A 24,657-nucleotide genomic window follows, 5' to 3' on the forward strand; every position below is an offset into this window, starting at 1 on the left:
TGTGATGCAATTATTAAAGTTAAATGAAACACTTAAGTTTATGTCATTGCGTAAAATCGCGATGACGATTTCAACTCTGCTGATTATCGCTTCATTTGTTTCATTTTTTACCAAAGGTATGAACTTTGGTTTGGATTTTACTGGCGGTACAACAGTTGAAGTTGGCTTTGAACAAGCTGCTGACCTTAAAGTTGTGCGTTCATCGCTACACGAAAACGGCTTCCCTGATGCACAGGTACAGCTATTTGGTTCAAGTAAGGACGTAAAAATTCGCCTTGAGCCACGTGAAGGTGAAAAAGCCGACATGATCAGTAATCAAGTACTCGAGATTCTTGAACAAACAGGCCAAAAAGTTGAGATCCGCTCAATAGAGTTTGTTGGTCCAAGCGTTGGTGAAGATCTTAAGGAGCAAGGCGGCTTAGCGATGTTAACAGCGCTAATCTGTATTTTGCTTTACGTTGCACTGCGCTTTGAATGGCGTTTTGCAATTGGTGCAGTAGCGGCACTTGCACACGATGTGCTATTAACAGTGGGTTTATTCTCAGTATTAGGTTTACCGTTTGATTTAACTGTACTTGCTGCAGTACTTGCGGTTATAGGTTACTCACTCAACGATACCATTGTTGTATCGGACCGTATTCGTGAGAACTTCCGTAAAATCCGTATCGACGATACCATTGAGATTGTTGATATTTCACTAACGCAAACGCTAAACCGTACATTAGTAACGTCAATTACAACTATCTTAGTACTTGTGGCGCTATTTGTATGGGGCGGTGAAACCATTCATGGCTTCGCAACTGCATTACTATTTGGTGTATTTATTGGTACTTACTCATCTGTATACGTAGCAAGCTCTGTTGCAGTAATGATGGGCATCAGCAAAGAAGATCTGATCCCTGAAGAAGTTGAGAAAGAAGGTGCTGAATTTGACAATATGCCATAATTATTTGGTAATTTTGTAATAATTCTGAAAAAGGCCGGTGTTAAGACTGGCCTTTTTTTTTGTCTTTAGTATGATACTGAAAATGATAAACATTCTCAAAGGCATTAAAATGAAAAAGCTAACTGTACTTGCTAGTTTTGCAGCAATGACACTTTTAACAGCATGTGGTGATAAACCACAAACTAACGCCGAAGCGGTAGCAAAAGCACCTACAGCTAATCAAGCGTTAGCAGACTACAAAGAGGGTGCTAAAACACTAGTGACAATGATTAAAGAAGCTAAGCCAGATACTGAAATCGCTGCTAAGTCAGCTGAGTTAGTAGCGGGTTCTAAAACAATCATTACGCAGTTTATAAATAAACACCCAAAGTGTACTGAGTATTTAACAGCACTGAATAATGCGGCGGATATCATTCCAACCTTACCGCTAGAAGAGATCGAGTCAGGTTATCATGAAGACGGTAAACTGCCTAAGTTTGACGACCCTAACTGTTACCATGCGAAGGACTTATTAGTGCATCCTGCAACGGTACAAGCAATGGCGACAATGGGGATTACCACTGCTGAAATGCGTGAAAGTGCAGAAATGGAAATTATTGAAGTTATTGCACACTTTTCTCAGGTTGAAAAAGCATTAAACTAACCTAAATTTCAAAAGGTTGTGATTGTAAAGTGAAATAATTGCAACCTTTTCTGACACTTAGCTTCTGAAATAATTCTGTCATTATCTCTTGTTATATTCGCCATCCGTAAAGAGGTGAATTATGCAAAACTTGAAACAATTAATCAGCCTTAAAGCGATTCTGTCAAAGCGACAGATCACAACGCTGTTTCAACCCATTCTTGATATTGAAAAAGAAACGGTGCTCGGCTACGAAGCTTTGTCGCGAGGTCCTGAAAATTCAAGTTTGTTCAGTCCCGTTGAACTCTTTGCCCAAGCTGAAAAAGATGCCTGCCTCTCAGAGCTAGAGCTTCTTTGTCGTGAAAAAGCCATTGAAAACTTTGTTGCCCAAGGGTTGCCTGGGAAATTGTTTATCAATGTAAGTCCGTCTGCATTACTAGAAGCCGCACACCCAAAAGGTGAAACTTTACAACTGCTTGCTAAACACGGCTTAGCCACATCACGGGTTGTGATTGAGATCACTGAGCGGGAGCCGTTAGCACAAAGCGATTTATTATTTGAAGCGATTAAACATTACCGTGATTTAGGTTTGCATATCGCCATTGATGACTTTGGTTCGGGTTACAGCGGGCTAAAACAGTGGTCTGAACTAAAACCTGACATCGTTAAAATTGATCGTTACTTTATCGATCATTGCGATAAAAGTGTGGTGAAAAAAGAATTTTTACGTTCGATTTTAGAGCTGGCAAAAATCACTAATACGCGAGTAATAGCTGAAGGTATAGAACGCACGCAAGAATTAACACTGTTAAAAAATCTGGGTGTTGAACTAGCACAAGGTTTTTTGCTTGAACGCCCGGTACTTTCGCCGTGTCAGAGTTTTGATGAATGCATTGCAGCGCAAAAATTAGTGGATATGCCACGCAATACGAAAGACGATTGCCCTTTTATTGGCAATTTGTTAATAAGTCAGCAGTCTATTTTTGTCACTACTAATTGCGGTGTGGCGAAGAAGTATTTCGAGCAAGATAAGTTATTGCAAAGCCTAGTAGTGCTTAATCAAGATAATCGACCCGTTGGCATATTACACCGAGATCAACTTGCCGAAATATTTTCGTCAACCTATGGGGCGGCGCTACACTCTAAGCGCTCAGTCGATGAGGTTATGGATCACCAGCCTTTAGTGGTTGATAGATTGACAGCGTTGGACTCGGTGAGCCAAAAAATTACTGACTCAGATTTTGATATACGCCGCTATATTATTGTGACACAAGAAGGGCAATACGTTGGTGTTGTTGCTATTCGCGATATTCTAAAACACATTACTGACGAGAAAATTAAAAACGCGCAGCATGCCAATCCGTTAACCATGTTGCCGGGTAATGTGGCAATTAATGATAATATTGAACGGCGTTTAAATGCGCGACAAGATTTCGAACTGGCCTATATCGATTTAAATCACTTTAAGCAATTTAACGATCTCTATGGTTATGCCAGTGGTGACATGGTAATTAAACTGCTTGCAGAAATTTGCCGCCAAGTGTGTAATCAAAAAGACTGCTTTATTGGTCATATTGGTGGCGATGATTTTATGCTAGTGTGTCCTAGTGACTTAGGCGAAGCGCTGTGTCGTAAAATAATATCTGAGTTTGAAACCGCCGTTAGAGCCTATTTTACGCCAGAGCACGTTGCAGCAGGGGGCTATTGGGCAACCAACCGCGAGGGTGAAAAGAAGTTTGTGCCCTTGTTAACCTTATCTATTGGTTTAGTTAATCCTGATATTGAGCACTGCGAAAACAGCCATCAAGTGGCAGCGCTGGCAACCGATGCTAAAAAGGAAGCTAAGCGTTTCGTAACCAGTCACCTGTTTATTTGCAAACGCCGTCGCCCGACCATGGCGATAGTCAGACTACCGGTAGCAAAATAATCTATTCGTGGCGATTGAAAAACAATCGCTTTACCTAAACAGTAACTTGTTTTAACTTACTATTACTTGAGCTATGTTTGGGGCAAGTAATATGAGAACAAATGTACCATATTGTTTTATAGTGTTTATTTCACTTTTAACCTGTTCAGTAGCAGCAACAGAAATTGTGAAAGTTGCCAAAGAGCAGCGCAAGCTATACCCAAGAGATGATTACATTGTTAGCCTGTTAGAGTTGGCACTGGCCAATCAGTCTTACCAGTTACAACATGTGCCTGTACACCCACACCAGCAGCGTACCTTACTAAAACTCAGTCAAGGTGATGTAGATATTCATTGGGGCATGACGAGTCCTGACCGCGAAGCCATTGCTACCGCAATTCCTATTCCTATTTTTAAAGGGTTGATTGGTAAACGTATTGCGTTGATTAAAGACGATCGGCAAAGTGACTTTACTGCGATTGATAGCGACAAGCTAAAACAGTTTACAGCGGTTCAGGGACACGATTGGCCCGATACTAAAATCCTTGCGCAAAATGGTTACCGGGTAAAAGCATTTGCGCATTATAAAGCTATGTTTACTTTAGTTTCTCGTGGGCAGGTGGATTATTTCCCCCGCTCTGTCATTGAAATTCAAGATGAACTTTTGGAGTTTAAGCCACTTGGTTTGGCGATAGAGACCGCACATTTAATAAATTATCCTGCGGCATTCTACTTTTTTGTAAATAAAGAAAAAACGGCGTTAGCCAATGCACTGCAAGCAGGGTTAACAGAAATGATTGCTGATGGTCGATTTGATAAGTTGTTTGATGATTATTTTGCTGAAGGGCTGAGCCAATTAAGCTTAGCCAAGCGCGAAATACATTATTTAGAAAATGATTATTTTACAAATACAGCGCTGTTGCAAAATAAGGCGCTTTGGTACAAAAAATAAGGAAGCAATGTGCTTCCTTATTTATAAAACCTAGTTAAAGCATGCGATTATTTAAGTAATGCATCGCTTAAATGTGGACGAAGCTCTTTCACAATCGCTTGTGCAAGTTTTGGTGCGCCACATACAATATTGCCTGACTTATCTTGGTTGTTGCCGCCAGCAAAATCAGTTACTAAGCCACCTGCTTCTTTAACAAGTAGTTGACCTGCTGCAGTATCCCATGGCTTTAAACCAATTTCGAAGAAACCATCAACACGACCCGCTGCAACATAAGCTAAATCTAGCGCTGCAGAACCTGCGCGGCGCATATCTGCTGTATGAACGAATAATGCACTGAATGCGTTCATGTATTCTTCCATATGATGCTTTTGCTTGAATGGGAAGCCGGTTGCTAGCACAGTACCTGAAAGGTCAGTTGCCTTATTTACACGAATACGCTTGCTGTTAAGCTGTGCGCCTTGACCGCGTGTAGCTGTGAATAATTCACCACGAATTGGATCGTAAACAACCGCTTGCTCTGTACGGCCTTTCACTTTTAATGCAATAGATACTGCGAAGTGTGGAATGCCCTTGATGAAGTTAGTCGTGCCATCAAGTGGATCGATAACCCAAAGGTAATCAGCGTCGCTGCCAAGTTGTTGACCTAGCTCTTCGCCTACAATGCTATGCTTAGGGTAAGACTTTAAAATAGTGTCGCGAATCATCGCTTCCGCGTCTTTGTCTACGTTAGTTACAAAGTCGTTGCTACCTTTTTGAAGTACTTCAACTTTATCTTTCTCTTCAAATTTTTGAAGAATAACTTTACCTGCATTTCGCGCAGCGCGAACCGCAATGTTTAACATTGGATGCATAGCTTTACCTTTAGGTTTTAAAAGAACTCATTAACTACTAAGTTGTGCCTTAATTTGGTCACCCCTCAGTTCAGCCGCGCTATTTTAGCGACTTTTTTGCGGTTGTAAACCAAAATAATAAATTTAATCTCTGGTTAACAATTAATCAAACTGGTGTGCTAAAAAATCGCTAATCGCGGTGTAATAGTCGAAATTTAATGATGAGTAGGCTAAAATCCGCGCCAGATAAAATTTCAGAGTTTAGAACGTAACATGACGCTAGATAAAATTCGTATTGTACTGGTTAATACTTCGCACACAGGTAACATTGGTTCAGTTGCTCGTGCAATGAAAACAATGGGCTTTAGCAAGCTTTATTTAGTTGATCCTGTTAACCCTGTCGATAGTCACGCAAGTGCACTTGCAGCAGGAGCAACCGATGTACTAGGTAATGCGGTAGTTGTTGATACCTTGCAAGAAGCGATTGCTGATTGTAATACCGTGATTGGCACCAGTGCGCGCTCTCGTACTTTATCTTGGCCAATGGTTAACCCTGTTGAGTGCGGCGAAAAACTGCTTGCTGGTACAGAACAAGAAGGTGATGTAGCGCTTGTATTTGGTCGTGAAAATAGCGGCTTAACTAATGAAGAGCTGCAACTGTGTAATTTCCACGTATGTATTGCAGCTAACCCTGAATACTCGTCGCTGAATCTTGCTATGGCTGTGCAAACCCTGTGTTATGAAACACGTATGCGCTACCTTGCCAAAGGCGAACAACAAATTGAGCGAGATGATGCGGTATACCCAAGCTCTGAACAGATGGAGCTTTTCTACCAACATTTAGAAAAAACCTTGTCAGATACGGGCTTTATTATCAAACAACACCCAGGTCAAGTAATGACTAAGCTACGCCGTTTATTTAATCGTGCACGCCCAGAAGAGCAAGAGCTTAACATTCTGCGCGGGATTTTAACCTCGATTGATAAATCGGTTGTGAAAAAAGACAGCGAATAGCTTAAAGACAATACTTGACTAATTTACTCAGGTAATTAAAATAATACTTGAGTAAATTACTGGGTTATTCTGTTCTAGCTTATATATAGCAAGACTAAAGAATAACCTAAGTGTGAACAATAAATACTTGACTATCTTAGTCAGGTAATTAAAATTCGCACTCTTATTGATGATGGGGGCTTAGCATGAAATTAACGTCGAAAGGTCGATATGCAGTAACTGCACTATTAGACGTGGCGCTTCATACTAAAATTGGCCCAGTTCCCCTCGCTGAAATTTCAGAACGACAAGACATTTCACTCTCATACCTTGAGCAGTTATTTTCGCGTTTGCGCAAGCAAGATTTAGTACGCTCTGTTCGTGGTCCTGGCGGTGGTTACTTACTAGGTAAGGAAGCCTCAGAGATTTCAGTTGGCGATATCATATCTGCAGTCAATGAATCGGTAGATGCCACACGTTGTGGTGGTGAAGGCGATTGCCAAAATGGTGTTCGCTGCTTAACACACTCATTATGGAGTGAATTGAGCCAGCGCATCGAAGAATTTTTAAACAGTATTACGTTAGCTGAGTTAGTTGCCAAAAAAGATGTGCAACAAGTTGCAGGTCGCCAAGACCAAACGGTTGAAAAAGCCGTTGAAAATTCACTCAGTCAGCTTGAAAATATCAACATTAGTTGCCAAATGTAGCAATTCGGAGCAAGTAAATATGAAGTTACCAATTTATTTAGATTATGCCGCCACAACACCTGTCGATCCGCGTGTAGCTGACGCTATGATGCAGTGTTTAACAATGGATGGTAATTTTGGTAACCCTGCGTCACGTTCTCACCGTTTTGGTTGGCAAGCTGAAGAAGCAGTTGACCAAGCGCGTCATGATATCGCTGAATTAATCAATGCTGACCCGCGTGAAATCGTTTTCACATCAGGTGCTACAGAATCAAATAACTTGGCAATTAAAGGTGCTGCTAATTTCTACGCGAAAAAAGGCAAGCACGTAATCACAGTTAAAACTGAACACAAAGCCGTATTAGACACATGTCGTGAACTTGAGCGTCAAGGCTTTGAAGTGACCTATATGGACGTTGAAGAAAACGGCTTACTAGACCTTAAGAAGCTTGAAGCGGCAATGCGTGATGACACTGTGCTTGTGAGCGTAATGCACGTAAATAATGAGCTAGGTGTAGTACAAGATATCGCAACCATTGGCGAAATGTGTCGCGAACGTAAAATCATGTTCCATGTTGATGGCGCGCAAAGCGCAGGTAAAGTAAAAATCGACATGCAAGCACTTAAAGTAGACTTCATGTCTTTCTCTGGCCACAAAGTGTATGGCCCGAAAGGTATAGGCGCACTTTATGTTCGTCGTAAACCACGTGCGCGTTTAGAAGCACAAATGCACGGTGGTGGTCATGAGCGTGGTATGCGTTCAGGTACACTGGCAACACACCAAATCGTAGGTATGGGTCAGGCGTTCAAAGTTGCAAATGAAGATTTTGATAAAGATCACGCACACATCAGTGCACTACGTAAGCGTTTGATTGATGGCATTATGTCGGACATCGAAGAAGTTTACTTTAACGGTACACCAGAGCAATCAGTACCAGGTATTGTAAATATCTCATTCAACTATGTTGAAGGTGAGTCATTACTAATGGCACTTAAAGATATCGCGGTATCTTCAGGTTCGGCATGTACATCGGCAAGTTTAGAACCATCTTACGTATTACGTGCGCTAGGCCGTAACGACGAATTAGCACATAGCTCAATTCGTTTCAGTATTGGTCGTTTCACGACTGAAGAAGAGATTGATTACACTGTTCAGCTAATCAAAGACTCAATTGGCCGTTTGCGCGAAATGTCTCCTTTATGGGAAATGTATAAAGAAGGCGTTGATTTAGAGTCTGTTGAGTGGACACACCACTAATTAAATGAATTGGGTATTGAGGTAACAAGCAATGGCATATAGTGACAAAGTAATTGACCATGTAGAGAATCCACGTAACGTAGGTTCTTTCGACAAGAATGACCCAAGTGTTGCAACGGGTATGGTTGGCGCACCAGCGTGTGGTGACGTAATGAAGTTGCAAATTAAGGTATCTGATGATGGCATCATCGAAGATGCAAAATTTAAAACTTATGGTTGTGGTAGCGCGATTGCATCGTCATCACTGGTAACTGAATGGGTTAAAGGTAAAAGCCTAGACGAAGCGGGTGAAATCAAAAACACTGATATCACAGCGGAACTAGAATTACCGCCAGTTAAAATTCACTGTTCAATTTTAGCGGAAGACGCAATCCAAGCAGCGATTGCGGATTACAAAAAAAAGCACGGTGAATAATTTATGGCGATTACTTTAACAGATGCAGCCGCTGATCGCGTACGCTCATTTTTAACCAATCGCGGTAAAGGTCTAGGCCTACGCGTTGGTGTTAAAACAACAGGGTGCTCAGGCCTTGCCTATGTACTTGAGTTTGTTGATGAGTTAGCGGAAGGCGATGAAACCTTTGAACATAACGGTGTAACCGTCATTGTTGATGGTAAAAGCCTAGTGTACATCGACGGCACTGAGCTGGACTTTGTTAAAGAAGGCCTAAATGAAGGGTTTAAATTTAACAACCCGAATCAAAATGGTGAGTGTGGTTGCGGCGAAAGCTTTACCGTATAACCTTTACTATTTGATCTAATTTATTAAGCCCTGCAATTGCGGGGCTTGTGTGCAATTAAGAGCGAGGATTTTTTCGTTACTATGAAATACTTTGAGTTATTTGCAATCCCTGTTCAATTTGATGTTGACCTCAACACTGTTAACGCACGCTATCTCGAACTGCAAAAAATTCTTCACCCTGATCGTCATGCTAGTTTAGGCGCACAGCAACAACTGCTTGCGGTACAAAAAACGGCAGAATTAAACGATGCATTACAGGTTCTCAAGCAGCCGTTAAAACGCGCTGAATACATGCTAGCAGAAAAGCACATTGATATTCGTGCTGAGCAACAAACTTTGCAAGACCCTGAGTTTTTAATGCAGCAGATGGAGCTGCGAGAAGAGCTAAGCGAAATTACTGACGCAGCAGACCCTGAAGCAGCAATTGCACAGTTTGAAAATCACGTAAAAGAACTTCATCAAGACTATTACGCAGAGCTCAAAAAGCACATTGACAGTGACGACCAAGAGCAGCTTAAAATTGCCGCAGATATAGTACGCAAGCTTAAATTTATTTATAAGTTACGAGAAGAATTAGAGCGCATTGAAGATTCGCTTTTCGACGACTAATTAGGACGCGAGAAACATGTTACTCCAAATAGCAGAACCAGGCCAAAGTGCATCACCACATGAGCACAAATTAGCAGTTGGCATTGACTTAGGAACCACAAACTCGCTGGTTGCAACAGTACAAAGTGGCGAAACCAAAGTACTGCCAGACTTAATGGGCAAAACAATTTTGCCATCAGCCATTCACTATGGTGAAAACACAATTACTGTTGGCGAAAAAGCCAAGGTAGACGCACCGCTAGACGCAGCGAATACGCTTATTTCGGTAAAACGTTTTCTTGGTAAATCATTCCAAGAAATCAGTGAAATTGCCGATCAACTGCCATACCAATTTAGCAACGACGATGACGTATTAGCAATTCAAACACGTCAGGGCAACATTAACCCAATTCAAGCGTCGAGCGAGATTTTAAAAACGTTAAAAGCACGTGCAATGGACAGCTTCGGTGGCGAAGAAATTACAGGCGCGGTGATCACTGTTCCGGCGTATTTTGATGATGCACAGCGTCAAGGCACCAAAGATGCCGCAGAACTAGCTGGCCTAAATGTTCTGCGTTTACTTAACGAACCAACAGCCGCTGCGGTTGCTTACGGTTTAGATTCAGGTAAAGAAGGTGTTATTGCGGTTTACGATTTAGGTGGTGGTACCTTTGATGTGTCAATTCTGCGTTTGAATAAAGGCGTATTTGAAGTATTGGCGACGGGCGGTGACTCGGCACTTGGTGGTGATGACTTTGACGCACTGTTGGTGAATTACTTTAAAGAGCAAACAGGCATTAACGCACCGAACGCCGATACTCTGCGTTTATTTATGGAAAAAGCGCGCGCATGTAAAGAGGCGCTTACTAATTACAATCTGGTAAACGTCGGTTTAGATCTAGGCGAGCAGCAGTTTAAAATTGAAGTAACGAAAGAGTTCTTTAATGAATTAGCACAAGGCCTTGTAAAAAAGACATTACGTGCATCGCGCCGCGCTTTGAAAGATGCCGGTGTTGAAAAAGAAGACGTACTTGAAGTGGTAATGGTTGGTGGCTCTACACGCATGCCAATCGTCCGTGAGCAAGTAGGTGAGTTTTTTGGTAAAGAACCACTTACGTCAATTGACCCAGACCAAGTTGTTGCTTTGGGTGCGGCAATTCAAGCCGACATATTAGTAGGTAATAAACCTGATTCAGATATGTTGCTGCTTGATGTATTACCGCTTTCACTCGGTTTAGAAACCATGGGTGGCTTGGTTGAGAAAATCATTCCTCGCAACACCACTATTCCTGTTGCTCGTGCACAAGAGTTTACTACGTTCAAAGATGGCCAAACGGCAATGTCGCTGCATGTGCTGCAAGGTGAACGTGAACTGGTAGATGATTGCCGCTCACTGGCTAAATTTAGCTTAAAAGGCATTCCACCAATGGCGGCGGGTGCGGCACATATTCGTGTGACCTTTAAAGTGGATGCGGACGGTCTTCTAAGCGTAAGTGCAATGGAAAAATCCACAGGTGTGCAGTCAGAAATTCAAGTTAAACCATCGTTTGGTTTATCAGATAACCAAGTTGCTGATATGATTAAATCGTCGTTGGTTAATGCTAAAGACGATATGCAAGCACGTATGCTAAAAGAGCAACAAGTTGAAGCGCTACGAGTGATTGAAGCATTAAATGCATCGCTTGATCAAAGTGGTCACTTACTTTCAACTGATGAAAAAAGCGAATTAGAAAGCGAAATCAGCAAATTAGCGGTACTTCGCGAAACGGCGACAACGCCAGACCAACTAAAATCAGCCATTGAAGCCATAGATAAAGCAAGCAGTGAGTTTGCATCGCGCCGTATGGATGATTCAATTAAACAGGCTTTAACTGGCCAGTCGGTAGATGAGGTTTAATATGCCACAAATTATTTTCTTACCACATGAAGAACTTTGTCCAGAAGGCGCGGCAATTGAAGCACCTACTGGCGAAACGGTACTTGATGTTGCGCTTAAAAATGGTATTTCAATTCCACATGCGTGTGAAAAGTCATGTGCATGTACTACATGTCATGTAATTGTGCGTGAAGGTTTTGATTCGCTTGAAGAAAGTGATGAACTTGAAGATGATATGCTGGATAAAGCATGGGGCTTAGAGCCTGAATCACGCCTTGGCTGTCAGGCAATTATCGCAGATGAAGACCTAGTCGTAGAAATTCCAAAGTACAATTTGAATATTGTAAACGAGGAACACTAATTACACAGTGATTAATGTTTTTGAAAAGCGCTCTTAGAGCGCTTTTTTATTGCCTGAAATTTGTCTAATATCAAAGATGCTTGAATCTGTTTTGTTTAATCTAAAACTATAACTAAGAGCGGGAAAGCTTATGAAACCACATGGGATCAGCATTGGTTTAAGTCGCGTTAAATCGACATTCTTTATTCATATTCGCGCATTTGGCACACTGCAACATGATGACTATCAGTACATGGTGCCCACCATTGAATCAGCGCTTAGTGAAGTAACACAGCCAAAGCTGAATGTTTTAATTGATATTACCGAGCTGGATGGCTGGACCATGAATGCCGCGTGGGATGATTTTAAGTTTGGCATGAAACACCGTCGAGAATTCGAAAAAATCGCCGTTATTTGCTCACATCGTTGGCAAAAAGGGGTAATGCATGTTTCAAATTGGTTTATGCCGGGCGAAATTGAGTCATTCAATAATCATCACGATGCATTGGTTTGGTTGGAGCAAGCATAAAACCCTGGTGACTTAGCGTGCGAAATTAGTTAATGCAATTGCGTAAAAAGCCTTGTAGAATTTATTTTTTGTTTAGATTAGTCATTCTGTAATATTCATGATGCATGGAAGTCGCGGTAATATCGCATCAAACTCGCTTATTTCTCCAAAAGACGTCAGCTTAGTGATTCTCGCAGGCGGTCTCGGGCGACGTTTTGGTGGCAATAAACAGCTTGCCGTTGTACCGGGTATTGAAAAAACGCTGCTTGAACTCAGTATTTCGGATGCGTTTAATGCAGGAATACGCCATGTGGTATTAGTTGTTAATGCTGCAATTAAGCAAACCGCTGAGGCTCAAATACTGCCTCGTTTGCATCCAGAGTTAACGGTTGATATTGCCGTACAATCGATTTCGGATGTACCACCACATTACAAAGGCATGTTTTCTGAGCGTGAAAAGCCATGGGGAACAGGTCATGCTTTACTCTCTGCGAAACAATTTGTAAAAGCACATTGTGTGGTGATCACCGCAGATGATTATTATGGAAAATCAGCCTTTAGTACCTTACTTGCAAACTGGCAAAATAATGGCGCATGGCGTTTATTAGGTTATCCATTAGCGAGCACACTGACTGAGCAAGGCGGTGTAAATCGTGGGATCTGTGAACTTTCAGGCTCACAGCTAAACAAAATTACCGAAGTTTTAAATATTGATGCGGATCTTCGTGGTGAAATCGTTTCTGGTGAGCAGGTTACCCTGTCACCAAACACCTACGCATCAATGACCATTTGGGCACTGGGGTTTGAAATATTCAACCAATTAGAAGATGGCTTTATCGCGTTTTTAAAACAGCATGACAGCGCTATCAATAGCGAGTTTTTTCTACCAGACCAAATCCAGTATTTAGTTGCGCAGCACGCGCAAGTTGTCGAGTTATTACCTGCCAAGGACTGCTGGCTGGGTGTAACATATAGCGATGATTTGGCGCGCGTTGCTCAGCAATTAAATGATTAAATATGAGCAGTTGCAAGAGATTACAATGACGTATCAAGAGCAAGCCTTGGCCTTATCTAACCAATATGGGTTGGGGCAAACAGGCATTTCAATTAAGCCAATTGGTAGTGGTCACATTAATACCACGCTACTTTTAAGTTCACCAGAAAAGCATTTAGTGGTGCAAAAGCTAAATACCCAAGTGTTTCCGGATTCACAGGCCTTGGTATCAAATGCGCGCAAAATTGAAAAGCACTTGACTAAAAAAGCGCAAAAAAACGCGTATGATCTCGATGTAATTAAGCATGTCGCAACTCAAGACGAAATGCATTTAGTGCGTCTTAATGGCGATACGTGGCGCGCACTTGAATTTATAGGCGGTAGCTACAGTGAAGACGTGGTTGAATCGAGCGAAAAAGCGAAAATTGCTGCCGGTGCTTTTGGTCAGTTTGCAAAAGCACTGAACGATTTTGAAGCCGACTCTCTTAAAACTGTGATCCCAGATTTTCATAATCTTGCAATGCGAGTTAATGCGTTAGAAGAGGCTGTTTCTGCCGATAAAGTGGCACGTGTTAATACCTGTGCAGCAGAAATTGAATTTTGCCAACAGCAACGTCAGCTGCTCGATGAAATAGCTGATATAGTGCCAGATTTACCCGTACGCGCATGTCACAATGATACTAAAATCAACAATATGCTGTTTTGTAAAAAGTCGGATCAAGCCAAGGCTGTTATTGACTTAGATACCTGTATGCCAGGTTATTGGATGTTTGATTTTGGTGATATGGTACGTACTTTTTGCTCGCCAGAAGCGGAAGACTCAACTAATTTAGATAAAGTAAAAGTACGTGAGCATATTTTTGCGTCAATTGTTGAGGGTTATGTAGAGCCGCTTAAAAATGTTTTGTCTGAAAAAGAAAAGCAAAGTTTCTGGCTTGGCGCTAAGGTGATGAGCTTTATGATTGGCGTGCGCTTTTTAACAGATTATTTAGATGGCGATAACTACTTTACCATTCACCGCGACAATCATAATCTAGACCGCGCGCGTAACCAGTTTGCACTGTATAAAGATTTACTTAAAAAAGAGCAAACACTAAAAGAAATTTTGTTCAAATAAACTTGTATTGATAAAAGGCAGCCTAGCTGCCTTTTTTGTTTTTAAAGTTAACGCTTTTATTAATCGCATTGTTTTGCCCTGAAATAAGCAATGAGATATTAATACTGAATAATAAAAATAGTTCGTTCAAAGGAAATACACATGAAAAATATGGATCGTCGTGGTTTTTTAAAAGCCGCAACTGTCACTGCAGCTGCGGGTTTAACCGCTGCTTGTACAACGTCAAATAATCAATTTACACCAGCAAAACAGCAGGGCAAAAGTGTAATTGGCTTAATTGCGCCCAAAATGGATGTGGTACGTGTTGGTTTTATTGGTGTGGGTCAACGCGGTTATGGCCATGTTAAACGCATGAGCCATATTGAAGGCGCTGAAATTGTTGCGATTTGTGATAACCACCAAGAAGTGCTTGAGCGCTCTGCGAAGTTTCTAACAGACAACGGTCATAAGCAGCCGGCACTTTACGGTAATGGCGAATATGCCTACCGTGAAATGCTAGGACGCCAAGATATTGATATTGTAATTATTTCAACGCCATGGAAATGGCATGCGCCAATGGCAATCGAGTCGATGGAAAGCGGTAAACATGCCTTTGTTGAAGTGCCGCTGGCCACCACAGTAGAAGAAATGTGGGACATTGTTAATACAGCTGAGCGTACGCAAAAGAACTGTATGATGATGGAAAACGTGAACTACGGCCGCGATGAGTTAATGGTGCTGAACATGGTTCGCCAAGGGCTCTTTGGTGAGTTACTGCACGGTGAAGCGGCTTATATTCATGAGCTTCGTTGGCAGATGAAAGAGCTTGAAACTAAAACAGGTTCATGGCGAACGGGCTGGCATGCAAAGCGTAACGGCAACCTCTATCCAACTCATGGTTTAGGGCCTGTGTCACAATATATGAATATTAACCGTGGCGACCGTTTTGACTATCTTACTTCAATGAGCTCACCAGCACTTGGCCGCGCACTGTATGCGCAAAAAGAGTTCTCAGCCGATCATCAGCGTAACCAGTTAAACTACATTAATGGCGATATCAGCACTACGCTGATTAAAACGGTTCAAGGCCGCACTATTATGGTACAGCACGATACCACAACGCCGCGCCCGTATTCTCGTCATAATCTAATTCAAGGCACTAACGGCGTATTTGCGGGCTTCCCTAATCGTATCGCGTTAGAAGAGGGCGGCAGTGGTAATTTCCATGAGTGGGATTACGATATGCAGTCTTGGTATAACAAATATGACCATCCACTGTGGGTAAAAATGGGTAAAGAAGCCGAGCGAAATGGCGGCCATGGCGGCATGGATTTCTTAATGTTCTGGCGCATGATTTACTGCCTACGAAATGGCGAACCACTCGATCAAGATGTCTACGATGGCGCAGCATGGTCGGTGATTAGCCCGCTGAGTGCTGAATCACTGAATAATCGCGCAAAGTCGGTAGATATTCCTGATTTTACTCGTGGTGCATGGCAAAGTGCAAAGCCGCTAGGGATAGTGACGGTTTAACTATTTTTAAGCAGGGAAGTTGTGATTGCTTCCCTGCATTTATCTTACGCCCCCATGGCGTCCTCTTGTTCATTTTTGTTGCACGACAAAAACTAACCAAAAGCGTGCCCCAAAATCAAACTGATTCATCAAATACAATTTAAATGTGAACATAAACGCCATGAAGCAACGTCCCTGTTGAACATGGCTTGCTCGACCGCTTCGCTCCCTGTCTCGCATTATTCATTTAAATTCTGTTTTCAGGTTTGATTTAATGGGTGACGAAAGACCGAAGCAACGCTTCGCAGCTTGAGGAAGTGAGATGTGTGACCTACATGGAAGTAGGGCATTAGAATAATGCAGGAGCGATTATCGAGATGAACGATGGAACCAAGCTTCATGGATGAATTATTATTCAGACCCATAACATGCTTAGTTGCTCTAAGACAGCTTAGTGCCAGAAACTGCCGTTGGGAAAGAGTCAAACCAAAGACTCTGATCCCATTGATTCGGAAAGCTATATTGTTTACCAAAGCATATAATCAAAATTAAATTCAGTCGCATGAGGTAATACGGCAAGCGTACCTTGAATAACTGTATACATGACAGTCACGAATGGAAATAAAAATAAAGCGGATACTTTCTTTTTATTCACAACGAAATCATATATCCAGCCACCAATGCCTAAAGGAATAAAAAGGATAAGCCCTGCGTAGATTAGTTTGTTATTTCCTTCTACTTTTGGGGAGTTCGAACACATTAAATTTACCAAACAGCGAATTCTGTAAATGTATAAGATAACGGCAGCAATCGAGCCGATAACAACAAGGATTCTCATTGTTTGTAAGTCCATTTATTAATTTTCCTTTGAAATAAAATAGATTATGAATAACAAAAGTTTTAGTTAGAAAGAGCTTTCTAGTTTTACTTTTTGTCTATTAGTAACAAATTACCTTCATAAAAACAAATGCTTAGATTTTTGAGGGTAAGGTGCGTTCTCTTTAATAAACTAAATAAATAAAATTTGGGATTGATTATCAATATGGATGATATAAAGGGATAAGTGCTACTTCGTTTTAAATAGCACTTAAAATCCCGAGGTTACTTAAACACCACCGTTTTATTACCATTAATAAATATCCGTTGCTCTGCTGCCCACTGTAGAGCGCGGCAGAATACGTTTTTTTCTACATCGCGGCCTAGTGCGGCTAGCTTTTCGGCATTTTGCGCGTGGTTTACATGGCAAATATCTTGTTCGATGATTGGGCCCTCGTCGAGTTCATCGGTAACAAAGTGCGCGGTGGCGCCTATCATTTTTACGCCTCGCTGGAATGCTTGGTGATAGGGTTTTGCACCAATAAACGCGGGTAAAAATGAGTGATGAATATTAATTATTTTACCGCTGAACTTGGCCACAAATTCAGGGCTTAAAATACGCATATACTTGGCAAGACCAATTAAATCAGGGTTAAACTCGTTAATTTTTTCAGCCACTTTAGCGTCGTGTTGTTCGCGCGTTAGGCCGTCATGACTAATGCAATAAAATGGTATATCAAAGCCTTTTACTAGCGGCTCAAGGTCTGGGTAATTGGCGATTACCGCTTGAACCTCCACATTCATGGCGTTTTCAAAGCATTTTAATAACACACCGCCAAGGCAATGGGCTTCTTTGGTGGCGAGTAACACTACTTTGGCTTTTTCTTCGCCTTTTAAACTGACGTTTGAACCGTCAGGTAATAAATGAATGAGCTGTTCAACAAGGTGATTATCGGCAAAGTCACCTTGCAGTGCAGTGCGCATAAAAAAGCGATGATTTTCTCGGTCAACAAATTCGTCGTTGCGAATAATATTAAGCTTATGCTCAAAACAGAGATTGGTTATTTTAGCGATGAGTCCTGGTTTATCGGGGCATTGTGCAAGCAGTACTTTTTTCATGGTTCCTCATTCCAGACAGCAAAAGTAATGGGGGTATATTATATATTTTAATTATGTAATCAATAAATAAAATTAATATTTATTGTCTGATAATCAATTTTACAAAAAGTAGCATGAATAAGGTTAGTAGGCGTTAAAGAGGTTTAACCATTTCTGACAATTGCTTACAACTTATTGTCGTTAAGCGCACTAAACTAGCCGTAATCTCATTTTGAAAAGGAAGCACAATAATGGCAGTTTCTAATTTTACACGTGCGTTGCTGGCACTTTCGCTTATCTCATCGTCATCGGTGTTTGCTAATGGTTCTGAACAAGCGGAACTTAAAAAACATACGTTCGGTGGAAAAGTCGCAACTGGTAGCGTTGAGTTATATGATTTACCTGATGAAGATTATACAAATGTGTACTCTTACTATAACTATAAATTTGATCAAAACTTTTCACTCGAAGTTGGTTTAAATTTTGGTATGGATGCCAGTGATTGGGAATGCGACGATTTTGATGATGGCTTTACCTGTCGCGACCGCAATGATTCAATGTTTAACATTGGCGCCGATGAATTAGAGGTCACTAACTTTGTCATTGCAGGTAAAGCAACATTACCTTTGTCTCAGCGCAATAGTCTTTACGCTAAAGTTGGTGCTAACTTCTATGACTATGAAATTTCACGAGATGATCGTACGTTTATTGATGATTCGGGCACAGGTGTTTACCTTGAAGGTGGTTGGCAGTACGTGTGGGACTTTGGTTTAGGAATGGATGCAGGCGTACAGTATTTTGATATGGGTGATTTAGATTCTGTATCGTTTGCTGTAGGTGTTAGTTATCAGTTTTAATTACTAGTATTAATTAGTTAACTCTATTTAGGGTTAAAAATTAAATGGGCCGGCGTTTTGCCGGCCTATTATTTAACGGCTTGTGTGCTTTATTAATGCTTTGAGTTTTGCTGGTTTTACAGGCTTACTCAAGTAGTGAATGTTTTGCTCTTTAGTGCTGCGTTTTAGTTCATCATCTCTTACCGCAGTGATTAATACCGCAGGAATACTTTCTTGCCACTGCTCGCGTAATTGCGCAATTAAACTAACGCCATCCATTTCATGACTGAGTTGGTAGTCCATTAAAATTAAATCTGGTTTAGCTTGGGTTTGCGCATAATTTAATACATCGTCTACTTTATTAAACGCAGAATAACGGCAACCCCATTTGCTCATTAACGTGCCCATCGCATCTAAGTTTTCTTGCTCATCATCAACGATTAATACGTTAAGCGTTTGCTTATTATCAAGTTTAACTTTGTTAGTTGATTTTTCTTGCACTAGTTTGCTGTCGCCATAAGGCACTTCCAGCGCAAAGCAACTGCCTTTGTTTGGTGTTGATTTAAGCTCTAGCGTTAACGACATTAAATCGGCCATACGTTTTACCACGCCTAAACCAAGCCCTAACCCTTTATTGTCGTTACTTTGTACGCGGTAGAAGTCGTTAAAGACTTTTGCTTGTTCTACTTCGCTGATACCTGGGCCTGTATCCCATACTTCAATACGTAGGCTGTGTTTTCGCTTTCGACAAGCCACTAGCACTTTACCGCTTTCGGTATATTTCACGGCATTTGATACTAGATTCTGAATAATTCGGCGCAGATAAGTGGTGTCGGCATGCACTACAGCATCATTGCTGCGCACTTTAAAATCGAGCCCTTTTTCCTTGCTGAGAATAACGTATTCATTACTTAGCGGCGCTAAAATATCATTAATCGGGAAGTGACGAGGTGTCGGCGTCATCGCACCTTGTTCTAACTTAGCAATTTCTAATAACCCCGACATTAAATGCACAGTTGAATCAAGGCTATCACCAAGTTTTTCCATGGTACTTAGGTTGCTGTTAGAGAGTTCCGTTTGGTCAACAGCTGCAAGATAAAGCCTTGCCGCATTAAGTGGCTGTAAAATATCGTGCGACGCGAGCGCTAAAAAACGGGTTTTACTGTCATTAGCTTTTTCGGCCTCTAGCTTGGCTTGGTTAAGTTGTTTTTCGGTTTCGATTCGCTTTTCAATTTGCGCTTCTAAATCTTCATTGATTGAACGGATTTCTAGCGTACGTGCCTCAATGCGATTCTCTAAATCAATATTCACTTCTTCAAGCGCATTTTGCGTTTCAATGTGTGTGGTAATATCTGAGAAACAGGTAACAAAACCACCATCAGGCAGTGGGTTACCTATCATTTCAATTACTTGGCCGTTGCGTCTGCGGCGAATAAAGTGGTGTGAGCTGCCGTTGCGTAAATGTTGCACACGTTTTTGTACTTGTGCGTCAATTTCGCCCGGTCCACATTCACCTTTACTCACATTGTGGCGGATCACTTCTTCAATGGGTTGGCCTACTTCTAAAAAGCCCTCTGGGTATTCAAACAGTTCCGTGTAACGCTTGTTCCACGCTACCAACTTTAGGTTTCTGTCTACAACTGAAATACCATGGCTTAGATTTTCCAGCGAGGTAAACAATAAATTCTGATTAAATTGAATGGCTTGTGTGGTTTCATCGAAGAAGTTAACGACTTCTTCAAACGCCATTTGCTTGCCAGAAATTACCGCGCCAATTAATACTCGTGCAGACGATGCGCCGAGCACACCGGTAAGGGCTCTTTCACAAAAATCGACAAAGTCAGTTGTCGGTGTATCGTTATCGTCAGCAAAATCGTGTCGCATGGTGTAACGCACAATTAATTGCTTAGAACGCTGAATACCTAAAAAGGTTTGTAACAGTACTTTAAGGTCGTACACCGTGGCGTTAATTTGTTTGCTGTGATGTTTAGCAAGCCTTAGCTGCTCTTTTGGCTTCACAAACGCAGCTGCCTGTATTCTATCGACTAAACGTTCATTGGCACCCAATGAAAACGCGATATAACACACAACATTGGCAATCAGCGCGATAAACGTACCTTGGGTAATAACACTTTGTTGCATAGCGGTGTTAGTGGTTACCGCACCCTCAAATAGCGGTAGCATTAAAAACAGCAACCAACAGACAAACCCCGCTAGCAAGCCAGCGTAAACCCCGTAGGCGTGGCCTTTACGCCAATAAAGACCACCGACAACCGCAGGGATTAATTGAGTCACCAACGAAAATGCCACTAGGCCCATACTCGCCAAAGCAGCTTGGTTGCCGAACAATTGTTGATAAAGGTAAGAAAGCCCTAAAATAACCGCAATGGTAAAACGTCGCGTTAATAAAATTCGGCGTTTATAGCTGGTGGTGATCAGATTACGTTTAAATTTACGACGTAGCATTAACGGCAAAACAACATCGTTTGAGATCATGGTGCTCAGTGTAAGCGTAGCAACTACAATCATGGCGATGGCCGCTGACAGACCACCGATAAATACAAACGTTGATAATAAGGTACTTTGTTGAGCAAGGGGTAGTGCCAGTACAAAGCTGTCGGCTGCAACATTACCACCAATTTGAGGGTGCATTGCTGCGGTTGCAATTGGAATAATAATGCCCGCTGTAAGTAATAAATATAGTGGAAATGCCCAGCGTGCGGTTTTTAAATGGCTAATATCTTGGTTATCGACAACGGTTACATGGAATTGGCGCGGTAAACAAATAACCGCAGCGGCTGCCATTAATGATTGCGCGACAAAGTTGAAGCTAAAAAAGTCTTCTTTTTGCCATTGGCCAAAGGCGATTTGGGTAACAAAGTAATCCCACATGCCATCTTGGTAATGCGTAAAAACATAATACGATAATCCCGCAACCGCACCGAGCGCAAGCAGTTTAACAGCTGATTCAAAGGCTACTGCCAACATTAAACCTGAGCGATATTCGGTTACATCCACTTTGCGTGTTCCAAAGTAAATGGCGAAAATTGCCATAATCAAGGTGCCCATTAAAGCCATCATACTGCCAGATATTTCGCTGTCGCTTTGCAGCAATACAAAGCTGGTGCTAAGTGCTTTTAGCTGCAGTGCGATGTAAGGAATCGTTGCAAGCAGTGCAATAAAGGTCACTAAAATTGCTGTGAGCTGACGTTTTCCGTAGCGCGCAGAAATAAAATCAGCAATGGTCGTGATATTTTGTTTTTTACTAACCAATATCATCTTGCGCAAAAAGCCGTGACCTAAAATAAACAGCAGTGCAGGGCCCAATAGAATGGGGAGGTAACTCCAACCTGAATTAGCGGCTGTGCCTACAGCACCATAAAAGGTCCAAGAGGTGCAGTAAATACCTAAAGCAAATGAGTAAACAAAGGGGTGGTGACTAATTTTCTTGGCGAGCGGTGTGGTTTTATCCCCCCAATTAGCAAGCCAAAATAGAATGCCAACATAGGCCAAAGCGACGAAAATTAGCGCAATTGTCATGGTTACTCTTGTTATTCTTTTTAATTGATACGCTAATTTATCACTTTTTAATGAAACTGTGCATCTCAATCACAATTACCACAACAGCTTGAATTTACAGGCTGAATGCCATTATGAATGGCGATGTTCGACTAATGTCTTAACCTAATTGGAAAATAGGGTGTTACGTTTACGTAAACGTAACTTTGATGTGCTTTAAAGCCTTATTTTTACTCGCTTTCGTTTAAATTGTGGTCAATTTTTACCTTTAGCAGGTTGTTAAGTTAATAAATTGTTACGACTAAGGTCGCACTTTAATCTTTTATGTGCGTTGCTAGAGTCAATGATGACGATTAATTAACATGCAATTTTGCATGACTAGGGGATATAAAAATGGCTTTTAAAGATAATGATCAAGCCAAAGCATATTGGAGTGAAAACCTTTCGCTAGTAATAAAACTACTAGCCGTTTGGTTTGTAGTTTCGTTTGGCTGCGGCATTTTATTTGTCGATGCGCTTAACGAAATCCGTTTCTTTGGTTTTAAATTAGGTTTCTGGTTCTCTCAGCAGGGCGCCATTTACACCTTTGTTGCCCTGATTTTTGTTTACGTATACAAGATGGCTGCGTTAGACAAAAAGTACGGCGTTGACGAGTAAGGAGAATAATAATGGACGTTCAAACGCTAACTTTTATTATCGTAGGTGCAAGCTTTGCAATGTATATCGCCATTGCAATTTGGGCGCGTGCGGGATCAACGAAAGAATTCTATGTTGCCGGTGGTGGTGTACCGCCTGTGGCAAATGGTATGGCTACAGCAGCTGACTGGATGAGTGCGGCATCGTTTATCTCAATGGCGGGCATTATCTCGTTCGTAGGTTACGATGGTGGTGTTTACCTAATGGGTTGGACCGGTGGTTATGTTTTACTAGCTCTTTGTTTAGCACCCTATTTACGCAAGTTTGGTAAATTCACTGTGCCAGATTTCATTGGTGACCGTTATTACTCGCAAACAGCGCGTACGGTAGCGGTTATCTGTGCAATCTTTATCTGCTTTACTTATATTGCAGGCCAAATGCGTGGTGTAGGTGTTGTATTCTCTCGCTTTTTAGAAGTAGATATTGAAACTGGTGTTTACATTGGTATGGTAATCGTATTCTTCTACGCCGTATTAGGTGGTATGAAAGGTATCACTTATACGCAAGTAGCGCAGTACTGTGTATTAGTATTCGCTTACCTAGTGCCAGCTATCTTTATCTCATTGATGATGACAGGTCACGTACTACCGCAAACAGGTTTTGGTGCAACATTAACTGACGGGTCGGGAATGTATGTACTTGATAAACTAGACGGACTCAGTGCCGAACTCGGGTTTGCCCAATACACCGAAGGGTCTAAATCGATGATCGATGTATTCGCAATTACTGCTGCACTAATGGTAGGTACTGCGGGTCTTCCTCACGTAATCGTTCGCTTCTTCACTGTACCAAAAGTAAAAGACACGCGTATTTCAGCGGCTTGGACATTAGTATTTATCGCAATCGTTTACACTACAGCACCTGCTGTTGCATCGTTCGCTCGTGTAAACCTAATTGATACAATTAACGGTAAAGACGGCAGCGGTACAGAGTACGCAGAGGCACCAGCGTGGGTTAAAAACTGGGAGCGTACAGGCCTAATTACATTCAATGATAAGAATGGCGACGGCAAAATGCAGTACTCTGCGGGTAAAATTGAAGATCCTAGCAGTGCTAACGAAGTGAAGATTGACCGCGACATCATGGTACTAGCGAACCCAGAAATTGCTGATTTACCAGCATGGGTAATTGCATTAGTAGCAGCGGGTGGTATTGCAGCGGCATTATCAACAACAGCAGGTCTGTTATTGGTTATTTCAACTTCGGTATCGCACGATTTACTTAAACGTACCTTTAAGCCAAACATTAGCGATAAACAAGAGTTAATGGCAGCACGTCTTGCTGCGATGGTGGCGATTGCGGTGTCAGCTTACTTTGGTATTAATCCGCCAGGGTTTGTGGCCTCGGTGGTGGCATTTGCCTTTGGCTTAGCGGCGGCGAGTTTCTTCCCGGCAATTATTATGGGTATCTTCTCTAAGCGTATGAATAAAGAAGGTGCGATTGCCGGTATGGTTTGTGGTATTGGTTTTACTGCGGCATACATTATCTACTTCAAGTTCGTAAGCCCTGAGCTTAACTCTGCTGAGCACTGGTTATTTGGCATTTCACCTGAGGGTATCGGTATGATTGGTATGCTAGTTAACTTCGCAGTTGCAATTGCTGTTCAGAAAGTCACCACTGAAACACCAGAAGAAGTACAGCAAATGGTTGAAGATATTCGTAACCCGAAAGGGTCAAGTGCAGCGCATGCTCACTAATCAACCAGCTATTTGAGCTAAATCAAAAATCAAACTCAATGCCCGACTATAGTCGGGCTTTTTTTTGTTTATTGCTCTGCTAGAGTCAAATGACAGAGGTGAGTTGCCTTAAGGGATGGTCAAGCGCACCTTTTTGAGGCTGTACA

General features: G+C 41.7%; 23 protein-coding genes. 19 read left to right on the plus strand and 4 right to left on the minus strand.

All coding sequences use genetic code 11. The annotated features are described in order from the left end of the window. Positions 1–4 precede the first annotated feature (4 nt). The 4 genes from secF (at position 5) to ACHSBP_RS05270 (ending at position 4,426) form a co-directional block, all read left to right on the plus strand. The gene (gene secF / locus ACHSBP_RS05255) at positions 5–946 is read left to right on the plus strand and encodes a protein translocase subunit SecF (RefSeq protein ID WP_237130880.1); all 942 of its coding nucleotides are present in this window, start codon (positions 5–7) and stop codon (positions 944–946) included. A gap of 109 nt (positions 947–1,055) precedes the next feature. After that, entirely contained in the window at positions 1,056–1,589 is a 534-nt protein-coding gene (locus ACHSBP_RS05260; protein ID WP_395388277.1) for a hypothetical protein, read from the plus strand. A gap of 121 nt (positions 1,590–1,710) precedes the next feature. Next, on the plus strand, positions 1,711–3,495 hold the full coding sequence (locus ACHSBP_RS05265) for a GGDEF domain-containing protein (protein ID WP_395388278.1): 1,785 nt from the start codon (positions 1,711–1,713) through the stop codon (positions 3,493–3,495). A gap of 91 nt (positions 3,496–3,586) precedes the next feature. Next, complete coding sequence (locus ACHSBP_RS05270) at positions 3,587–4,426, plus strand: ABC transporter substrate-binding protein (RefSeq protein WP_100914007.1); 840 nt, start codon at positions 3,587–3,589, stop codon at positions 4,424–4,426. Between the two features lie 47 nt (positions 4,427–4,473). Here the strand turns inward: ACHSBP_RS05270 and suhB are convergent, their stop codons facing one another. Then, positions 4,474–5,277 carry an inositol-1-monophosphatase gene (gene suhB, locus ACHSBP_RS05275; RefSeq protein WP_010561893.1) on the minus strand — a complete coding sequence of 268 codons (804 nt, stop codon included), beginning with the start codon at positions 5,275–5,277 and terminating at the stop codon, positions 4,474–4,476. A 252-nt stretch (positions 5,278–5,529) separates the two neighbouring features. Between suhB and trmJ the strand changes: the two genes are divergently transcribed. From trmJ to ACHSBP_RS05335, 12 genes are all read left to right on the plus strand, one after another. Then, positions 5,530–6,270, plus strand: coding sequence for a tRNA (cytosine(32)/uridine(32)-2'-O)-methyltransferase TrmJ (gene trmJ, locus ACHSBP_RS05280; RefSeq protein ID WP_100914005.1), 741 nt, complete (start codon positions 5,530–5,532; stop codon positions 6,268–6,270). Between the two features lie 185 nt (positions 6,271–6,455). Continuing rightward, positions 6,456–6,956, plus strand: a complete 501-nt coding sequence (iscR, locus tag ACHSBP_RS05285; protein WP_010561891.1) for a Fe-S cluster assembly transcriptional regulator IscR — start codon at positions 6,456–6,458, stop codon at positions 6,954–6,956. A 19-nt stretch (positions 6,957–6,975) separates the two neighbouring features. Next, positions 6,976–8,193, plus strand: a complete 1,218-nt coding sequence (locus ACHSBP_RS05290) for an IscS subfamily cysteine desulfurase (protein WP_199775868.1) — start codon at positions 6,976–6,978, stop codon at positions 8,191–8,193. A gap of 31 nt (positions 8,194–8,224) precedes the next feature. Next, on the plus strand, positions 8,225–8,608 hold the full coding sequence (iscU, locus tag ACHSBP_RS05295; protein WP_010561889.1) for a Fe-S cluster assembly scaffold IscU: 384 nt from the start codon (positions 8,225–8,227) through the stop codon (positions 8,606–8,608). Between the two features lie 3 nt (positions 8,609–8,611). Then, positions 8,612–8,935, plus strand: coding sequence for an iron-sulfur cluster assembly protein IscA (gene iscA, locus ACHSBP_RS05300; protein WP_010561888.1), 324 nt, complete (start codon positions 8,612–8,614; stop codon positions 8,933–8,935). Between the two features lie 81 nt (positions 8,936–9,016). Beyond that, the gene (hscB, locus tag ACHSBP_RS05305) at positions 9,017–9,544 is read left to right on the plus strand and encodes a co-chaperone HscB (RefSeq protein WP_010561887.1); all 528 of its coding nucleotides are present in this window, start codon (positions 9,017–9,019) and stop codon (positions 9,542–9,544) included. A gap of 16 nt (positions 9,545–9,560) precedes the next feature. Then, on the plus strand, positions 9,561–11,420 hold the full coding sequence (gene hscA, locus ACHSBP_RS05310) for a Fe-S protein assembly chaperone HscA (RefSeq protein WP_395388279.1): 1,860 nt from the start codon (positions 9,561–9,563) through the stop codon (positions 11,418–11,420). A 1-nt stretch (position 11,421) separates the two neighbouring features. Then, entirely contained in the window at positions 11,422–11,760 is a 339-nt protein-coding gene (gene fdx / locus ACHSBP_RS05315; protein WP_100914000.1) for an ISC system 2Fe-2S type ferredoxin, read from the plus strand. A 130-nt stretch (positions 11,761–11,890) separates the two neighbouring features. After that, positions 11,891–12,268, plus strand: coding sequence for an STAS/SEC14 domain-containing protein (locus ACHSBP_RS05320; RefSeq protein ID WP_010561884.1), 378 nt, complete (start codon positions 11,891–11,893; stop codon positions 12,266–12,268). A gap of 97 nt (positions 12,269–12,365) precedes the next feature. Further along, positions 12,366–13,262, plus strand: coding sequence for an NTP transferase domain-containing protein (locus ACHSBP_RS05325; protein WP_010561883.1), 897 nt, complete (start codon positions 12,366–12,368; stop codon positions 13,260–13,262). Then, on the plus strand, positions 13,255–14,358 hold the full coding sequence (locus ACHSBP_RS05330) for an aminoglycoside phosphotransferase family protein (RefSeq protein WP_010561882.1): 1,104 nt from the start codon (positions 13,255–13,257) through the stop codon (positions 14,356–14,358). Before ACHSBP_RS05325 ends, ACHSBP_RS05330 begins: the two co-directional genes overlap by 8 nt. 141 nt (positions 14,359–14,499) lie before the next feature. After that, complete coding sequence (locus ACHSBP_RS05335) at positions 14,500–15,870, plus strand: Gfo/Idh/MocA family oxidoreductase (RefSeq protein WP_010561881.1); 1,371 nt, start codon at positions 14,500–14,502, stop codon at positions 15,868–15,870. Between the two features lie 505 nt (positions 15,871–16,375). Here ACHSBP_RS05335 and ACHSBP_RS05340 read toward each other — a convergent pair. Together ACHSBP_RS05340 and purU are read right to left on the minus strand one after the other, a co-directional pair. Then, positions 16,376–16,702, minus strand: a complete 327-nt coding sequence (locus ACHSBP_RS05340; RefSeq protein WP_021032990.1) for a hypothetical protein — start codon at positions 16,700–16,702, stop codon at positions 16,376–16,378. A gap of 248 nt (positions 16,703–16,950) precedes the next feature. Beyond that, positions 16,951–17,784: a formyltetrahydrofolate deformylase gene (gene purU, locus ACHSBP_RS05345; RefSeq protein WP_010561879.1), complete on the minus strand. Its 834-nt coding sequence runs from the start codon at positions 17,782–17,784 to the stop codon at positions 16,951–16,953. A gap of 230 nt (positions 17,785–18,014) precedes the next feature. On the opposite strand from purU, the gene ACHSBP_RS05350 reads away from it, so the two are divergent. After that, a complete protein-coding gene (locus tag ACHSBP_RS05350) occupies positions 18,015–18,620 on the plus strand; it encodes an outer membrane beta-barrel protein (RefSeq protein WP_010561878.1) in 606 nt (201 codons plus the stop codon). Positions 18,621–18,692: 72 nt separating this feature from the next. Here ACHSBP_RS05350 and ACHSBP_RS05355 read toward each other — a convergent pair whose 3' ends face one another. Then, positions 18,693–22,139, minus strand: a complete 3,447-nt coding sequence (locus ACHSBP_RS05355; RefSeq protein ID WP_010561877.1) for a PAS-domain containing protein — start codon at positions 22,137–22,139, stop codon at positions 18,693–18,695. A 372-nt stretch (positions 22,140–22,511) separates the two neighbouring features. Here ACHSBP_RS05355 and ACHSBP_RS05360 point away from each other — a divergent pair, with 372 nt between their 5' ends. Both ACHSBP_RS05360 and ACHSBP_RS05365 read left to right on the plus strand, forming a co-directional pair. Next, complete coding sequence (locus ACHSBP_RS05360) at positions 22,512–22,775, plus strand: DUF4212 domain-containing protein (protein ID WP_010561876.1); 264 nt, start codon at positions 22,512–22,514, stop codon at positions 22,773–22,775. An 11-nt stretch (positions 22,776–22,786) separates the two neighbouring features. After that, positions 22,787–24,511 (plus strand): sodium:solute symporter family protein, encoded by a 1,725-nt coding sequence (locus ACHSBP_RS05365; protein ID WP_395388280.1) that lies wholly within the window; start codon positions 22,787–22,789, stop codon positions 24,509–24,511. Positions 24,512–24,657 lie beyond the last annotated feature (146 nt).

The sequence above is a fragment of the Pseudoalteromonas sp. XMcav1-K genome (genome assembly GCF_044005875.1).
Taxonomy (GTDB): domain Bacteria; phylum Pseudomonadota; class Gammaproteobacteria; order Enterobacterales; family Alteromonadaceae; genus Pseudoalteromonas; species Pseudoalteromonas spongiae.